The sequence below is a fragment of the Streptomyces sp. NPDC025793 genome (assembly GCF_055558375.1).
The window spans coordinates 86,485-99,443 of sequence record NZ_JBVHMR010000007.1 but is presented as its reverse complement, the minus strand read 5'-3'; the positions used below and the strand labels follow the sequence as shown (position 1 = coordinate 99,443).

At 71.4% G+C, this 12,959-nt stretch carries 12 protein-coding genes; 8 read left to right on the top strand and 4 right to left on the bottom strand.

Features of this window, described 5'->3' with window-relative positions:
* Nucleotides 1-61 precede the first annotated feature (61 nt).
* Nucleotides 62-586, bottom strand: coding sequence for a DUF4245 domain-containing protein (locus ACZ4MF_RS16270; protein WP_467492650.1), 525 nt, complete (start codon nucleotides 584-586; stop codon nucleotides 62-64).
* A 126-nt stretch (nucleotides 587-712) separates the two neighbouring features.
* On the opposite strand from ACZ4MF_RS16270, the gene glpX reads away from it, so the two are divergent.
* Nucleotides 713-1,747 carry a class II fructose-bisphosphatase gene (glpX, locus tag ACZ4MF_RS16265; RefSeq protein WP_356026459.1) on the top strand — a complete coding sequence of 345 codons (1,035 nt, stop codon included), beginning with the start codon at nucleotides 713-715 and terminating at the stop codon, nucleotides 1,745-1,747.
* Nucleotides 1,748-1,848: 101 nt separating this feature from the next.
* Here the strand turns inward: glpX and ACZ4MF_RS16260 are convergent, their stop codons facing one another.
* Together ACZ4MF_RS16260 and ACZ4MF_RS16255 are read right to left on the bottom strand one after the other, a co-directional pair.
* Complete coding sequence (locus ACZ4MF_RS16260) at nucleotides 1,849-2,226, bottom strand: WhiB family transcriptional regulator (RefSeq protein ID WP_356026456.1); 378 nt, start codon at nucleotides 2,224-2,226, stop codon at nucleotides 1,849-1,851.
* Nucleotides 2,227-2,400: 174 nt separating this feature from the next.
* On the bottom strand, nucleotides 2,401-3,144 hold the full coding sequence (locus ACZ4MF_RS16255) for a DUF1707 SHOCT-like domain-containing protein (protein ID WP_467492649.1): 744 nt from the start codon (nucleotides 3,142-3,144) through the stop codon (nucleotides 2,401-2,403).
* A 167-nt stretch (nucleotides 3,145-3,311) separates the two neighbouring features.
* Between ACZ4MF_RS16255 and ACZ4MF_RS16250 the strand changes: the two genes are divergently transcribed.
* From ACZ4MF_RS16250 to ACZ4MF_RS16235, 4 genes are all read left to right on the top strand, one after another.
* Complete coding sequence (locus ACZ4MF_RS16250; RefSeq protein WP_467492648.1) at nucleotides 3,312-4,982, top strand: fumarate hydratase; 1,671 nt, start codon at nucleotides 3,312-3,314, stop codon at nucleotides 4,980-4,982.
* 202 nt (nucleotides 4,983-5,184) lie between these two features.
* Nucleotides 5,185-5,838 carry a hypothetical protein gene (locus tag ACZ4MF_RS16245; RefSeq protein WP_467492647.1) on the top strand — a complete coding sequence of 218 codons (654 nt, stop codon included), beginning with the start codon at nucleotides 5,185-5,187 and terminating at the stop codon, nucleotides 5,836-5,838.
* A 21-nt stretch (nucleotides 5,839-5,859) separates the two neighbouring features.
* Nucleotides 5,860-7,416: a hypothetical protein gene (locus ACZ4MF_RS16240; RefSeq protein WP_467492646.1), complete on the top strand. Its 1,557-nt coding sequence runs from the start codon at nucleotides 5,860-5,862 to the stop codon at nucleotides 7,414-7,416.
* Complete coding sequence (locus tag ACZ4MF_RS16235; RefSeq protein ID WP_467492645.1) at nucleotides 7,413-8,156, top strand: TIR domain-containing protein; 744 nt, start codon at nucleotides 7,413-7,415, stop codon at nucleotides 8,154-8,156. Before ACZ4MF_RS16240 ends, ACZ4MF_RS16235 begins: the two co-directional genes overlap by 4 nt.
* Before the next feature lie 75 nt (nucleotides 8,157-8,231).
* Here ACZ4MF_RS16235 and ACZ4MF_RS16230 read toward each other — a convergent pair whose 3' ends face one another.
* The gene (locus tag ACZ4MF_RS16230) at nucleotides 8,232-9,071 is read right to left on the bottom strand and encodes a macro domain-containing protein (protein WP_467492644.1); all 840 of its coding nucleotides are present in this window, start codon (nucleotides 9,069-9,071) and stop codon (nucleotides 8,232-8,234) included.
* Nucleotides 9,072-9,250: 179 nt separating this feature from the next.
* Here ACZ4MF_RS16230 and ACZ4MF_RS16225 point away from each other — a divergent pair, with 179 nt between their 5' ends.
* The 3 genes from ACZ4MF_RS16225 (at nucleotide 9,251) to fomD (ending at nucleotide 12,932) form a co-directional block, all read left to right on the top strand.
* A complete protein-coding gene (locus ACZ4MF_RS16225; RefSeq protein ID WP_467492643.1) occupies nucleotides 9,251-10,612 on the top strand; it encodes a macro domain-containing protein in 1,362 nt (453 codons plus the stop codon).
* Nucleotides 10,613-10,773: 161 nt separating this feature from the next.
* Nucleotides 10,774-12,159, top strand: coding sequence for a class II fumarate hydratase (locus ACZ4MF_RS16220; protein WP_467492642.1), 1,386 nt, complete (start codon nucleotides 10,774-10,776; stop codon nucleotides 12,157-12,159).
* Nucleotides 12,160-12,242: 83 nt separating this feature from the next.
* On the top strand, nucleotides 12,243-12,932 hold the full coding sequence (fomD, locus tag ACZ4MF_RS16215; RefSeq protein ID WP_467492641.1) for a cytidylyl-2-hydroxypropylphosphonate hydrolase: 690 nt from the start codon (nucleotides 12,243-12,245) through the stop codon (nucleotides 12,930-12,932).
* The last annotated feature ends 27 nt before the right edge of the window (nucleotides 12,933-12,959 follow it).

Below are 12,959 nucleotides of genomic sequence, written 5' to 3'. Positions count from 1 at the left end.
CGACATGACAGAGGCCCCCAGCACCGCCGGGGGCCTTCGTCGTGCGCCGGGTGCGGGCAGGTCACCCGGTCTTCAGCGCCGCCGCCAGCTTCGCCATCTCGCCGAAGGACGCGGTGCCCGCCACGACCGTGGTGGAGCCGTGCGTGCCGTCCAGCACGAGGGCGTCGTAGCGGCCGCCGGTGTAGTGGGTCCAGGTGCGGCCGCCGATCGTCTGGGTCCGCTTCGTCGCCGAGGCGCCCTGGCTGGCGTCGTCGATGAAGTCGGCCGGCCGCTGCGTGGACTGTTCGAGCTGCACGTACTGGCCGTCCGGGGTCTGGTAGCCCAGGTGCCAGCGCTGGTTCTCGGCGTCGTACCGCACGGAGGTCGCCTTCCAGCTGTCCGGCAGGCCCGCGGGAGCCGCGACCGGGTAGCTCGCCGCCCGACGGGCCCCGATGAGCTCGACCTGGTAGTCGACGCGCTTGACGTCGGGGGCGTGGTCGTCGTGCGGGATGGCGACGAAGTAGACGGCCAGCGCCGCGATGCCGATCAGGGCCAGGGAGAGGATCATGTCCCGGGCCGTCTTCTGCTTGCCTTTGGAACCTGCCACGCCCCCTATCGTCGCAGGTGCCCCAAGCGCTCATCCGTGGGGTCCCCTGCTCATTTTGTCTGCCTAACGATAGAGTCAGGGCCAAACCCTCATCCGGCCGTCGCCGTATCAGAAAGGTGCGCTCCGATGACCGAAAATCATCACCTGCCGTCCGAGCTCGATGTTCCCTCCGAGGCTCCCGACCGCAACCTCGCCCTGGAACTCGTCCGGGTGACCGAGGCCGCCGCCATGGCGGCCGGCCGCTGGGTGGGGCGTGGCGACAAGAACGGCGCCGACGGCGCCGCGGTGCGCGCCATGCGGACCCTCGTCTCGACCGTGTCCATGAACGGCGTCGTCGTCATCGGCGAGGGCGAGAAGGACGAAGCCCCGATGCTCTTCAACGGAGAGCGCGTGGGCGACGGCACCGGCCCGGAGGTCGACATCGCCGTCGACCCGATCGACGGCACCACGCTGACGGCCAAGGGCATGCCGAACGCGATCGCCGTCCTGGCCGCCGCCGAGCGCGGCGCCATGTTCGACCCGTCCGCCGTGTTCTACATGGACAAGCTGGTCACCGGCCCCGAGGCCGCGGACTTCGTCGACATCAACGCACCGGTCGCCGTGAACATCCGGCGCATCGCCAAGGCCAAGCGGTCCGCGCCGGAGGACGTCACCGTCGTCATCCTCGACCGGCCGCGGCACGAGGGCCTGATCAAGGAGGTCCGCGAGGCCGGCGCGCGCATCAAGCTGATCTCCGACGGCGACGTCGCCGGCTCGGTGTACGCGCTGCGCGAGGGCACCGGCGTCGACCTGCTGCTCGGCATCGGCGGCACGCCCGAGGGCATCATCTCGGCCTGTGCGGTGAAGTGCCTGGGCGGCACGATCCAGGGCAAGCTGTGGCCGAAGGACGACGTGGAGCGGCAGCGGGCGATCGACGCCGGGCACGATCTGGACCGGGTGCTCACCACGGACGACCTGGTCTCGGGTGAGAACGTGTTCTTCGTCGCCACCGGTATCACCGACGGCGAGCTGCTGCGCGGTGTGCGGTACCGCTCGGAGACCGCGCTGACCGAGTCGATCGTGATGCGGTCCAAGTCGGGGACGGTACGGCGGATCGACTCCGAGCACCGGCTGCGCAAGCTGCGGGCGTACAGCGCGATCGACTTCGACAAGGCCAAGTAGGTCCGGGGCCGGGGCGCCTCTTCAGAGGGGGCGCGTGGAACGCCGGCGACCGCGGGTCGATCGTGGTCGCTCGCGCAGTTCCCCGCGCCCCTTCGGGACGCTCAGCCCGCCATCCTGTTCGCCGCCGTCGCCCGCGCCGCCTTCTTCAGTTCCATCTCCCTGCGGCGGCGCCTCGCCAGGACCACGCGGCGTTCCGCCGCCGTCAGGCCGCCCCAGACGCCGTAGGGCTCGGGCTGGAGGAGGGCGTGCTCGCGGCACTCGACCATCACGGGGCAGCGGGCACAGACGCGCTTGGCCGCCTCCTCGCGGGACAGCCGTGCCGCGGTCGGCTCTTTCGAGGGAGCGAAGAACAGGCCGGCCTCGTCGCGCCGGCACACCGCCTCGGTGTGCCAGGGGGCGTCTTGGTCCCTGTCCCGCGTCGGCACCCGCTGGGCCGGAACGGCAGCTACCTGCAGGGACGAATGCGGCGGTTGCAGCACGGGTCTACTCCTGACGACGGCTTCGCGAGCGAGAGACGATGCAGCAAGGCCTACCCGCTGTGCGTGCGCCTATGCACTGCGTTCCCAACCGCAGGCGCGCGACGGCTCGTTCACGCCCCCAGGATTCGCCGCGCGGGGGAACCGGCCTTCCCGTCACCGGCGGATTCGCGACTGTCAACGGTCCAGGTGTTTGCGCAACTTCCCGTCGACCTTGTCCTGGACCCGCTCCAGCTTGCGGTCGACCTTGCTCTGGACCCGCTCCAGGATGTCGCCGATGCGCTTGCCGCGCTTGGGCCGCGCCTCCACGTTGCCGAGGACGGCCCAGCCGTCGACGTAGACCACGGGGGCGTCGGTGTCGACCGAATCCAGCGTGTCCACCTCGAAGTTGCCGAGGACGCCGCCACCGGTGCCGCGCAGCGACACGTTCTCCGGGACACGGATCTGGACGTCGCCGAAGACCGAGACCGCCTTGATCACGACCTGTTGGTACTCGAAGATCGCCTCGCTGAGGTCGATCTCCACGCTGCCGAAGACCGAGTACGCGTGCAGCCGGCGCCCGGCGCGCCAGCGGCCGCGGCGCACGGCGCTGCTGAAGACCGCGACCACGTTGGCGTCCGCCTCGTGGGGTATCGCGCCCTCGGCGGGGCGGGGCGGCACGGGCGCGTAGGCGGGGGCGGCCGACCGCTGGTGGGCGGCGGGCAGGTCACGGATGAAGACGTCCAGCTCGCCCACCGTCTTGGCGTGCAGCACTCCCTCGACGCGCTCCGCGTGCTCGTCGGCGGTCAGCCGGCCCTCGGCGAGGGCCTCGCGCAGGATGTCGGCGACCCGGTCGCGGTCGGCGTCCGAGGCGCGCAGTTCGGCGACGCTCGCCGCGGCGGCGTCGTTGTCATGAGTACGGGCGGGCTTCTGAAGGTCCACGACAGCAGGGTACCGAAACGCGATAGATCGCGACTAGGGGTGTGGACGCCCCGGGCGTGTCGAACTGAGCCTTACCTCACAGGTTCCGTGTCGGCGGCAGGTTCTACGCTGGTGAGGCCCGCCAGCGTCGGCGGGCGGCCGTCCGTCACAGTGAGGAATGGGCTGAGATGCCTGAGTTCGCGTACACCGATCTGCTCCCCCAGGGCGAGGACACCACCCCGTACCGGCTGGTGACCTCCGAGGGCGTGTCCACCGTCGAGGGACCGGACGGGCGGACGTTCCTCAAGGTGGAGCCGGAGGCGCTGCGCACGCTGGCCGAGGAGGCCATCCACGACATCCAGCACTACCTGCGCCCGGCCCACCTCGCCCAGCTGCGCCGCATCATCGACGACCCCGAGGCGTCGAGCAACGACAAGTTCGTCGCGCTGGACCTGCTGAAGAACGCGAACATCGCGGCGGCGGGCGTGCTCCCGATGTGCCAGGACACCGGCACGGCGATCGTCATGGGCAAGCGCGGGCAGAACGTCCTCACCGAGGGCGGCGACGAGGCGGCCCTGTCGCGCGGCATCTACGACGCCTACACCAAGCTCAACCTGCGCTACTCGCAGATGGCTCCGCTCACCATGTGGGACGAGAAGAACACCGGCTCCAACCTCCCCGCGCAGATCGAGCTGTACGCGACCGACGGCGGCGCCTACAAGTTCCTGATCATGGCGAAGGGCGGCGGCTCCGCGAACAAGTCGTTCCTGTACCAGGAGACGAAGGCCGTCCTGAACGAGGCCTCCATGATGAAGTTCCTGGAGGAGAAGATCCGTTCGCTGGGCACGGCCGCCTGCCCGCCGTACCACCTGGCGATCGTCGTCGGCGGCACCAGCGCCGAGTACGCGCTGAAGACCGCGAAGTACGCCTCCGCGCACTACCTGGACGAGATCCCGGCGGAGGGCTCGGAGCTGGGCCACGGCTTCCGGGACAAGGAGCTGGAGCAGAAGGTCTTCGAGCTGACGCAGAAGATCGGCATCGGCGCGCAGTTCGGCGGCAAGTACTTCTGCCACGACGTCCGCGTCGTCCGCCTCCCGCGCCACGGCGCGTCCTGCCCGGTCGCCATCGCCGTCTCCTGCTCGGCCGACCGCCAGGCCGTCGCGAAGATCACCGCCGAGGGCGTCTTCCTGGAGCAGCTGGAGACCGACCCGGCGCGCTTCCTGCCGGAGACGACCGACGAGCACCTCGACGAGTCCTCCGACGTCGTCAAGATCGACCTCAACCAGCCGATGGACACGATCCTCGCCGAGCTGACCAAGTACCCGGTCAAGACCCGGCTCTCGCTGACCGGCCCCCTGGTCGTGGCCCGCGACATCGCGCACGCCAAGATCAAGGAGCGGCTGGACGCGGGCGAGGAGATGCCTCAGTACCTGAAGGACCACCCGGTGTACTACGCGGGCCCGGCCAAGACCCCCGAGGGCTACGCCTCCGGCTCCTTCGGTCCGACGACGGCCGGCCGGATGGACTCCTACGTGGAGCAGTTCCAGGCCGCCGGCGGCTCCAAGGTGATGCTCGCGAAGGGCAACCGCAGCAAGCAGGTCACCGCCGCGTGCGACGCGCACGGCGGCTTCTACCTCGGCTCCATCGGCGGCCCCGCCGCCCGCCTCGCCCAGGACTGCATCAAGAAGGTCGAGGTCCTGGAGTACGAGGAGCTGGGCATGGAGGCCGTCTGGAAGATCGAGGTCGAGGACTTCCCGGCGTTCATCGTGGTGGACGACAAGGGCAACGACTTCTTCCAGGACCCGGCCCCGCAGCCGACGTTCACGTCGATCCCGGTCCGGGGTCCGGGCCTCGCCTGACCCCCGCCCCGCAAGGCAGCGCAGGAGCCCTCGGCCGTCGTCGGCCGGGGGCTCCCGTGCGTCCGGGCCCCGGGGCCGGATCGGAAGCGCTTCGGAAGCGCTGAAACCGGCCGAAGTCCGGCAGGGGTCGGGCAAGGTGGCTCCGTTCGTACCGCACGAGACGAGCGAGACCCGGCCGGTCTGCCGGGAGCTGCGAGGACCCATGAACCACACCTACAAGCCGCTGGGCTTGTTACCCGCCGCCGGGCAGGAACGGACGTACGCGCTGATCATCGCCGGCGTCCCGCTGCTGCTGATACTCCTGACCGCCGTCCTGCCCCACCTGGCCTCGGACGGCGGCGGATCCGCGCCCGGCACCGTGACCGGCAACGGCGGCTACTCCTACCAGCCCTCCGTCCCGGATCCGGTGACGCCGGACACCTCCACCACCTCCACCACCTACGGCGCGGAGAGCACGGGCAGCACGGACGCCACGGGCCTCTCCCCGAGCCCGGCCGACACGCAGAGCCCGGCCGACACACAGAGCCCGACCGGCACGGACAGCACCACCCCCGGTGCCGACGGCGCGGCCGATCCCGGCGCGACGGTGCAGCGGTACTTCGCCGCCATCAACAACCGTGACTTCAAGACCGCCTGGGACCTCGGCGGCAAGAACCTCGACTCGTCCTACTCCTCCTTCGTGGCGGGCTTCGCCGGCACCGCGCAGGACACCGTCAGCGTCGCGTCCGTCCAGGGCACGACCGTCTCCGTGAGCCTGCTCGCGCAGCAGACCGACGGCACGCAGAAGTCGTACAGCGGCCGGTACACGGTCGTGGACGGGGTCATCACCGACGCCTCGGTCACCCCGGCCGACTGAGCAGAGCGGAGCTGTGAAGACATGGCCAGTGACATCCTTTCCGTCCCCGCTCCGCCGCCGGAACCGGTGGACCCGGTCCCGGGCCGGACGTCCCCGGACGCCACGAGCGACGCCACCCGGCTGCTGTGCGCCGGCACCTATCTCGACCCCGGGTACCGGTCCGAGGTCATCCGTGTCCTGACCCACCCGTCCCGGGTCGTGGCACCGTCGTACGGGTACGACGCGGTCCCCGTCCTCGCCCACGCGCTGGCCGCCCGCCGGCTGCACCGGCTGCGGCTCGCCGTCCTCGGCGCGGGCCTCGCCGGCACGCTCGTCCTCATGACCGCCGGTGTCCTGTCCGGGTTCGTCGCGCTGCTGACGATGCTGTGGCTGGTGTGGGTCACCGCGTATCTGCGGCGGGTCGTCACGCTGCAGACGCTCACGAACCGGCTGCGCGCCGGCACCGGTCCGGCGGGCGCGAAGGGCGGGTTCGACGGCTCCTACCCGGACCACCCCCTGCTGACGGCCCGGACGGTGGAGAAGATCAACCGGGAGCAGACGGCGGACGGCAGTCTGATCCGGTACGGCGGCTACAAGCCGTTCGTCGGCGCCGGTGGCCAGGTGCGCCGGTGGTCCACGGCCGAGCTGCTGATCGGGGCGCGGGCCACCGTGCTCGAACAGCACCGCAGCGGCGCGGGCACCCCCACGGCCGGGAGCGGCCAGGAACCCCGGCGCAAGGAGGTCATCCCCTTCACCGCGCAGGAGATCACCGACTACGTCGCCGGGCGTATGAACGCGGAACTGCGCGACCGGGCACGCCGGTCGGAGCGGATCGGCGGGCTCGCCGTCGAACAGTCCGCGTTCACCCGGGCCGTCACGACGGACCGTCCCGGCGGGCGGGAGCCGGACCGGGAGCACCGCGGCGCCGGCTGGGCGGAGGGCTACGACGCACAGCGCGTGTATCTGTGCGTCCGGGTCGGCTCCTGGAACCAGGAACTGGTCACCACGGCGTTCGTGGGCTTCGACCTCAAGGGCAACACCCTGCACACCGAGTTCTACTCGTACGTGCTGGCACCGATCCAGAGGAGCTTCCACCTGGTGGACCGGCTCCCGGCCGGCCTGAACGGCCGGCTGCTGCTCAGGGTCGCCGCGGACACCCTGCTGGCCACGCCCGGGGCGGCCGTAGGGGCCTTGTTCTCCTGGTTGCCGGCCCTGACCGGGCGGGGGAACGGCATCCGGGTGCGCACGAACGACCCCAGTGAGTTCCGCCTCGGCCGCTACGCCGTCCCCGTGCGGAACACCGGCGCGCTCACCAGCGTCCGTGAGCTGGCGACCAGCGCCGACTTCCACGTCTTCTTCCAGGAGACGGACACGATCAAGTACACGCAGATCGTGGAGCGCCAACTGCTCCAGTTCGTCCGTGACTTCCTGCAGGCGCACCACGTCGACCTCGCGGAGCACGAGGCCCGCCAGATGAACATCCTCAACGACTACCGGCACCACAACAACCACGTCGAGAACAACCACGGCAACGTCAACTCGGGGACGCAGAACGTACATCACGGCTCCGACGGCGGCCAGGGGGCGGGAACCTCATGACCGGCAACGACTTCGGGCTCGGCAACGACTTCGGCCACAACAACAACTTCGTGAACGACAACAGCGGCACCGTCAACTCGGGGACGCAGAACTTCTACGACGGCGGCGCCCCGGCGGCCCCCCGGCCGTCGGACCCCCGGCCGTCGGGTGCCGGACAGGGCGGTTCCGGTCCCTCCCGGGACCGCGCCCGCAGCGTCTTCGTCGTCCACGGGCGGGACGAGGAGGCGCGGTTGAAGATCTTCGACCTGCTGCGCCTGCTCGATCTGCGCCCGCTGGAGTGGGAGGACCTGGTCAGGGCCACGGGGAAGACGGCGCCGTTTCTGGGCGAGGTCATCGCCCAGGCCCCCGCGCAGGCCCAGGCGGCGCTGGTGCTGCTCACCCCGGACGACGTCGTGCAGCTGCACCCGGACCTCCGGGGCCCGAACGAGCCGCCGTACGAGAGCGAGCCGACCGGTCAGCCCCGGCCGAACGTGCTGATCGAGCTGGGCATGGTGCTGATGGCCTATCCGGAACGGACGTTGATGGTGGAGATCGGCGCGCTGCGCGCGATCTCCGACATCGGGGGGATGAACGTCATCCGGTTCGACGGCTCGGCGACCGCGCTGGGCAAGATCGTCGAGCGGCTGAAGCTGGCGGGCTGCAAGGTCGACGACACCGGCTCGGACTGGCGCCAGACCTGGCCGTACCGCCATCTGTCGGCGTACGACCGTACCGGGCGGGAGGTGCCGCCGGCCCGTTGAGCCGCGGTACGGGCCCGTTTCCGGGGGAGGGGCCCGTACCGCATCAGCACGGGGGAGGCGGGCGGGTGCCCGGGGTCAGACGTGCCGCCGGGCACCCGCCGCCAGCGTGGCCAGGAACGCGCCGGTCTCCGGCAGGTCGATCCGCCCCAGCTCACCGGGGCGGACGAGCACGCGCAGCTCGCGGCAGACCGTCCGCTCCCACGAGTGGGCGACGAACGACAGCAGGATCAGCCGCAGCAGACTGTCCTCGTCGAGGTCGTGCAGCCGGGCGAGCCCCGCCCCGGTCAGCGGCATGGTGACGCGTTCGAGCTGGGCGTGCCGGTGGACGGCGTCCCACAGCCGGTCCAGGCCGAACCACAGGTCGTGCACGCTGGAGGCGGCCACGCAGTCGTTGCCCATCCGGCTGTAGGCGACGGCGAAGACCAGCTGCGGCCGGCTGCCGAGAGTGGCGACGGTCCCGATCGGATACCGCGCCCGTTTGCCCCGCGGCTTGTCCCGCGCGCTCTCCCGCGCCACCGGGGCCACCCCGGCCAGCGCGGCGTCCAGGTCGGCGTCCAGCCGCCCGGCGTCGCCGCCGTAGCGACGGTCGAGCAACTGCCCTTGCACACTCGTGCCGTTGATGACGACGCCGTCGTCCACGAGGGTGTCGAAGGTGTCGGTGAACCCCACCACCAGATGGCCCGGCTGCGCGAAGAGGTCTCCCTCCTCGACGACCACGGTCATCCCGGGGCGCCCGAACTCCTGCCGTACCGCGGCCTGCGGGCGCGCCCGGGCGAGCCCCCAGGCCAGGCACAGGGCGACGGAGGCGGCCAGGACGAGGCCGGGGCGGGCCACGGCGCGCGGGAAGAGCTGCCCGACGAACTGCACGACGGCCGACACGGCGCCGAAGGCCGCGAGCACGCTGCCCGCGAACATCCGCCGCCCGCGCCGCGACCATCTCGGAAGCCGTAACCGCGACCGGAGCGGCGGGGACGAACGGGTCGATCGCAAACCGGACAATCGCATGTTTCCCTCCAGAACCCCTTGGTACGCTGACGCACAGTCACGCGGCAGAGGGGGCGAGGCGCGTGCAGATCCGCACATCGTGCGTACGTGTGAGCGTGCTCGGCCCCGTGCGGCTGGATGTGAACGGCACTCCGGTACGGCTCACCCCGCTGACGGCCCGGCTGCTGGTGCGGCTGATCGCCGCCGACGGCGAGGCCGTGACCGCGCGGCGGCTCTACCGGGACGTGTGGCAGCAGACCGTCGAACTGCCGCACCAGGAGCTGCGCAACCGCAACGAGGTGCAGAAACGGATCCTGGAGCTGCGGCGCGCCTTCGACCTCGCCGGGCCTGGACACGGCGCCCGGATCATCCGCACCGGCCAGCTGCCGTCCGGGCGTGGCACCCAGAGCACCTACCAACTCGACCTCGCCGAGGAGGAGTTGGACAGCACGGAGTTCACCCGCCTGGTGGGTGACGCGCTGCGCGCGGCACCGGCCTCGGCCGTCCGGCTGCTCGCGGAGGCGCTGCGGCTGTGGCGCGGCCGGCCGCTGACCGAGGTGCACGAGGAGGAGTTCGCGAGCGTGCCGGTGCGCCGGCTGATCCGGCTCCGGGAGACCGCGCTGCGCGAACTGGTCGACGGACACATCTCGCTGGGCCGCTACGACCTGGCCCTCCCGGTGGCCGAACAGACGGTCCGGGAGCGGCCGGACGACGTCGAGGCCGCGGCCGTCCTCACCCGGCTGAACGCCCGGCTGCGCGAGCGGCACGGCGGCGAACTGCTGCGCCACACCCTGCGCGGGCTGCGGGTGGACGTCGTCGTGGTGCGCGGCGACCTGTTCGACCAGGAGGACGCCAACCTGGTCGTGGGCTTCTCCGACACGTTCGACACCTTCCCCGACGACGTCGTGATCAGCCGGGAGAGCGTGCAGGGCCAGCTGGTCGACCGCCTCTTCGGGGGCCGGCACAAGCTCCTCGACGTCCAACTGCTGCGCGGTCTCGGCCGGTTCACCCCACTGGGCACGGAGAGCGTCCGGACGAAGCGGCGCGGCCGTCGCGTGCGCTACCCCGTCGGTACGGTGGTGGCGGTGCCGGTCGGCCGACGCCGGGTGTTCGCGCTGGCCTACTCCCGCCTGGGCAACGACCTGCGGGCCCGGTCCGGCCCGGCGGACCTGCGGCTGAGCCTGGAGCGGCTGTGGCCCTCGGTCGCGCTGCACGGGCTGTTCAAACCGGTGGCGATACCGCTGATCGGCACGGGTCTGTCCCGCATCGTCGAACTCGACCGGACCCAGCTCGTCCTCCTGATCGTCGAGACCTTCACCCAGAGCCTGCGCCAGGACCCGGCCGTCTCCCCCGAGCTGCGCGTGGTCATACGCGCCGACGACCTGGAGCGGACCGACCTGTCGGCGGTCGAGGCGTTCCTGCGCGGCGTGGACGAGCGGGGGCCGGCCGCCCCGCCCGCCACGGTGCCGTGACCTGGTCATTTCCATGCCCCCAGCACATCCCCGCGCCCGCTGCCACCGATACCCGTCCCCCGCTTCCGGACCGCTTCCGGTCCGCCCGCACACCGAGCGGGCCGGCACCCGCCCGGCCCAACCCCCGGAACAACCCGGCGCCCCAGGTCGCTGTACCAGGCATGAGCGACTACCGCATCGAGCACGACTCCATGGGCGAGGTCCGCGTCCCCGCCACCGCCAAGTGGCGCGCCCAGACCCAGCGTGCCGTCGAGAACTTCCCCGTATCGGGCCAGCGCCTCGAACGCTCCCACATCGAAGCACTCGCCCGGATCAAGGGGGCCGCCGCGAAAGTGAACGCGCGGCTCGGCGTGCTCGACAAGGACGTCGCCGAGGCGATCCAGGAGGCGGCGGCGGAGGTCGCCCGCGGGGACTGGGACGAGCACTTCCCCGTCGACGTGTTCCAGACCGGGTCCGGGACCTCGTCCAACATGAACACCAACGAGGTCGTCGCCACCCTCGCGGCCGAGCGGCTGGGCCGGGACGTGCACCCCAACGACCACGTCAACGCCTCGCAGTCGTCCAACGACGTGTTCCCGTCCTCGATCCACATCGCCGCCACCGCCGCCGTCACCCACGACCTGATCCCGGCCCTCACCCACCTCGCCGACGCCCTCACCCGCAAGTCGGAGGAGTTCGCCGACGTCGTGAAGTCCGGGCGGACCCACCTCATGGACGCGACGCCCGTGACCCTGGGGCAGGAGTTCGGCGGGTACGCGGCCCAGATCCGCTACGGCGTCGAGCGGCTGAACGCGTCCCTGCCCCGGCTCGCCGAACTGCCGCTGGGCGGCACGGCCGTCGGGACCGGGATCAACACCCCGCCCGGGTTCTCCGCCGCGGTCATCGAGGAGGTCGCCCGTGCCACCGGGCTGCCGCTGACCGAGGCCCGCGACCACTTCGAGGCACAGGGGGCCCGGGACGGCATCGTGGAGACCAGCGGGCAGCTGCGGACCATCGCCGTCGGGCTGACGAAGATCGCCAACGACCTGCGGTGGATGGCGTCGGGGCCGAGGACCGGGCTCGCCGAGATCCGGCTCCCCGACCTCCAGCCCGGCTCGTCCATCATGCCGGGCAAGGTCAACCCGGTCGTGCCCGAGGCCGTGCTGATGGTCGCCGCCCAGGTCATCGGGAACGACGCCACGATCACCTCCGCCGGCGCCGCCGGGAACTTCGAGCTGAACGTGATGCTCCCGGTCATCGCCAAGAACGTCCTCGAATCGATCCGGCTGCTCGCCAACGTGTCCCGGCTGCTCGCCGACCGGACGGTCGACGGCATCACCGCCGACCGGGAGCGGGCCCGTGAGTACGCCGAGTCGTCCCCGTCCGTGGTCACCCCGCTCAACAAGTACATCGGGTACGAGGAGGCCGCGAAGGTCGCCAAGAAGTCCCTCGCCGAGCGGAGGACCATCCGGGAGGTGGTGCTGGAGGGCGGGTATGTCGAGCGCGGCGAGCTGACGTCTGAGCAGCTCGACGAGGCGCTGGATGTCCTCGGGATGACGCGCCCGTAACCGCGAGCGAACCTTTCCGGCCACCGGCGGGGATCGTGAGGTACGCCGCAGCGTCAGGTGCCCGCGGCACCTAATATCTGTGCATGACGGACGTTGGAGCGATGACGAGCACGGCGGCGGGGCCCGCGGACCACTGGACCCCGGGGACCCCGATCCTGTGGCGCTACCGGGAGAACGCCGGCGAGCACTTCCACATCGCACGGCCCGTCACCGTCGTACGCGACGACGCGGATCTGCTGGCCGTGTGGCTGGCCCCGGGCACCGAGTGCGTGAAGCCGGTGCTGGCCGACGGCACCCCGGTGCACCAGGAGCCGCTCCGGTCCCGCTACACCAAGCCGCGCACGGTGCAGCGGGACCGCTGGTTCGGCACCGGCGTGCTGAAGCTGGCCCAGCCCGGCCGGCCCTGGTCGGTGTGGCTGTTCTGGGAGCCGGGCTGGCAGTTCAAGAACTGGTACGTCAATCTTGAGCAGCCGCTGGTCCGTTGGGCGGGCGGAGTGGACTCCGAGGACTTCTTCCTGGACATCTCCGTGCACCCGGACCGCAGCTGGCACTGGCGCGACGAGGACGAGTTCGCGCAGGCCCAGCGGGACGGGCTGATGGACGCCCGGACGGCGGAAAGGGTGCGGGTGGCGGGGCAGGAGGCGATCGAGGTCATCGGCTCCTGGGGCCCTCCGTTCACGGACGGCTGGCAGCACTGGCGCCCGGATCCGTCCTGGGCGGTACCGTCTCTCCCCGAGGACTGGGACCGTACGCCCGCGCACGTGTCCTCATGAGACCCTTGATGCGCCCCCGGGCACGAA

Coding starts and splice junctions, on each gene's coding strand:
- glpX (WP_356026459.1), top strand. CDS start 713: ATGACCGAAAATCATCACCTGCCGTCCGAGCTCGATGTTCCCTCCGAG.
- fomD (WP_467492641.1), top strand. CDS start 12,243: ATGACGGACGTTGGAGCGATGACGAGCACGGCGGCGGGGCCCGCGGAC.
- ACZ4MF_RS16240 (WP_467492646.1), top strand. CDS start 5,860: ATGGCCAGTGACATCCTTTCCGTCCCCGCTCCGCCGCCGGAACCGGTG.
- ACZ4MF_RS16250 (WP_467492648.1), top strand. CDS start 3,312: ATGCCTGAGTTCGCGTACACCGATCTGCTCCCCCAGGGCGAGGACACC.
- ACZ4MF_RS16230 (WP_467492644.1), bottom strand. CDS start 9,071: ATGTTCGCGGGCAGCGTGCTCGCGGCCTTCGGCGCCGTGTCGGCCGTC.
- ACZ4MF_RS16220 (WP_467492642.1), top strand. CDS start 10,774: ATGAGCGACTACCGCATCGAGCACGACTCCATGGGCGAGGTCCGCGTC.
- ACZ4MF_RS16235 (WP_467492645.1), top strand. CDS start 7,413: ATGACCGGCAACGACTTCGGGCTCGGCAACGACTTCGGCCACAACAAC.
- ACZ4MF_RS16245 (WP_467492647.1), top strand. CDS start 5,185: ATGAACCACACCTACAAGCCGCTGGGCTTGTTACCCGCCGCCGGGCAG.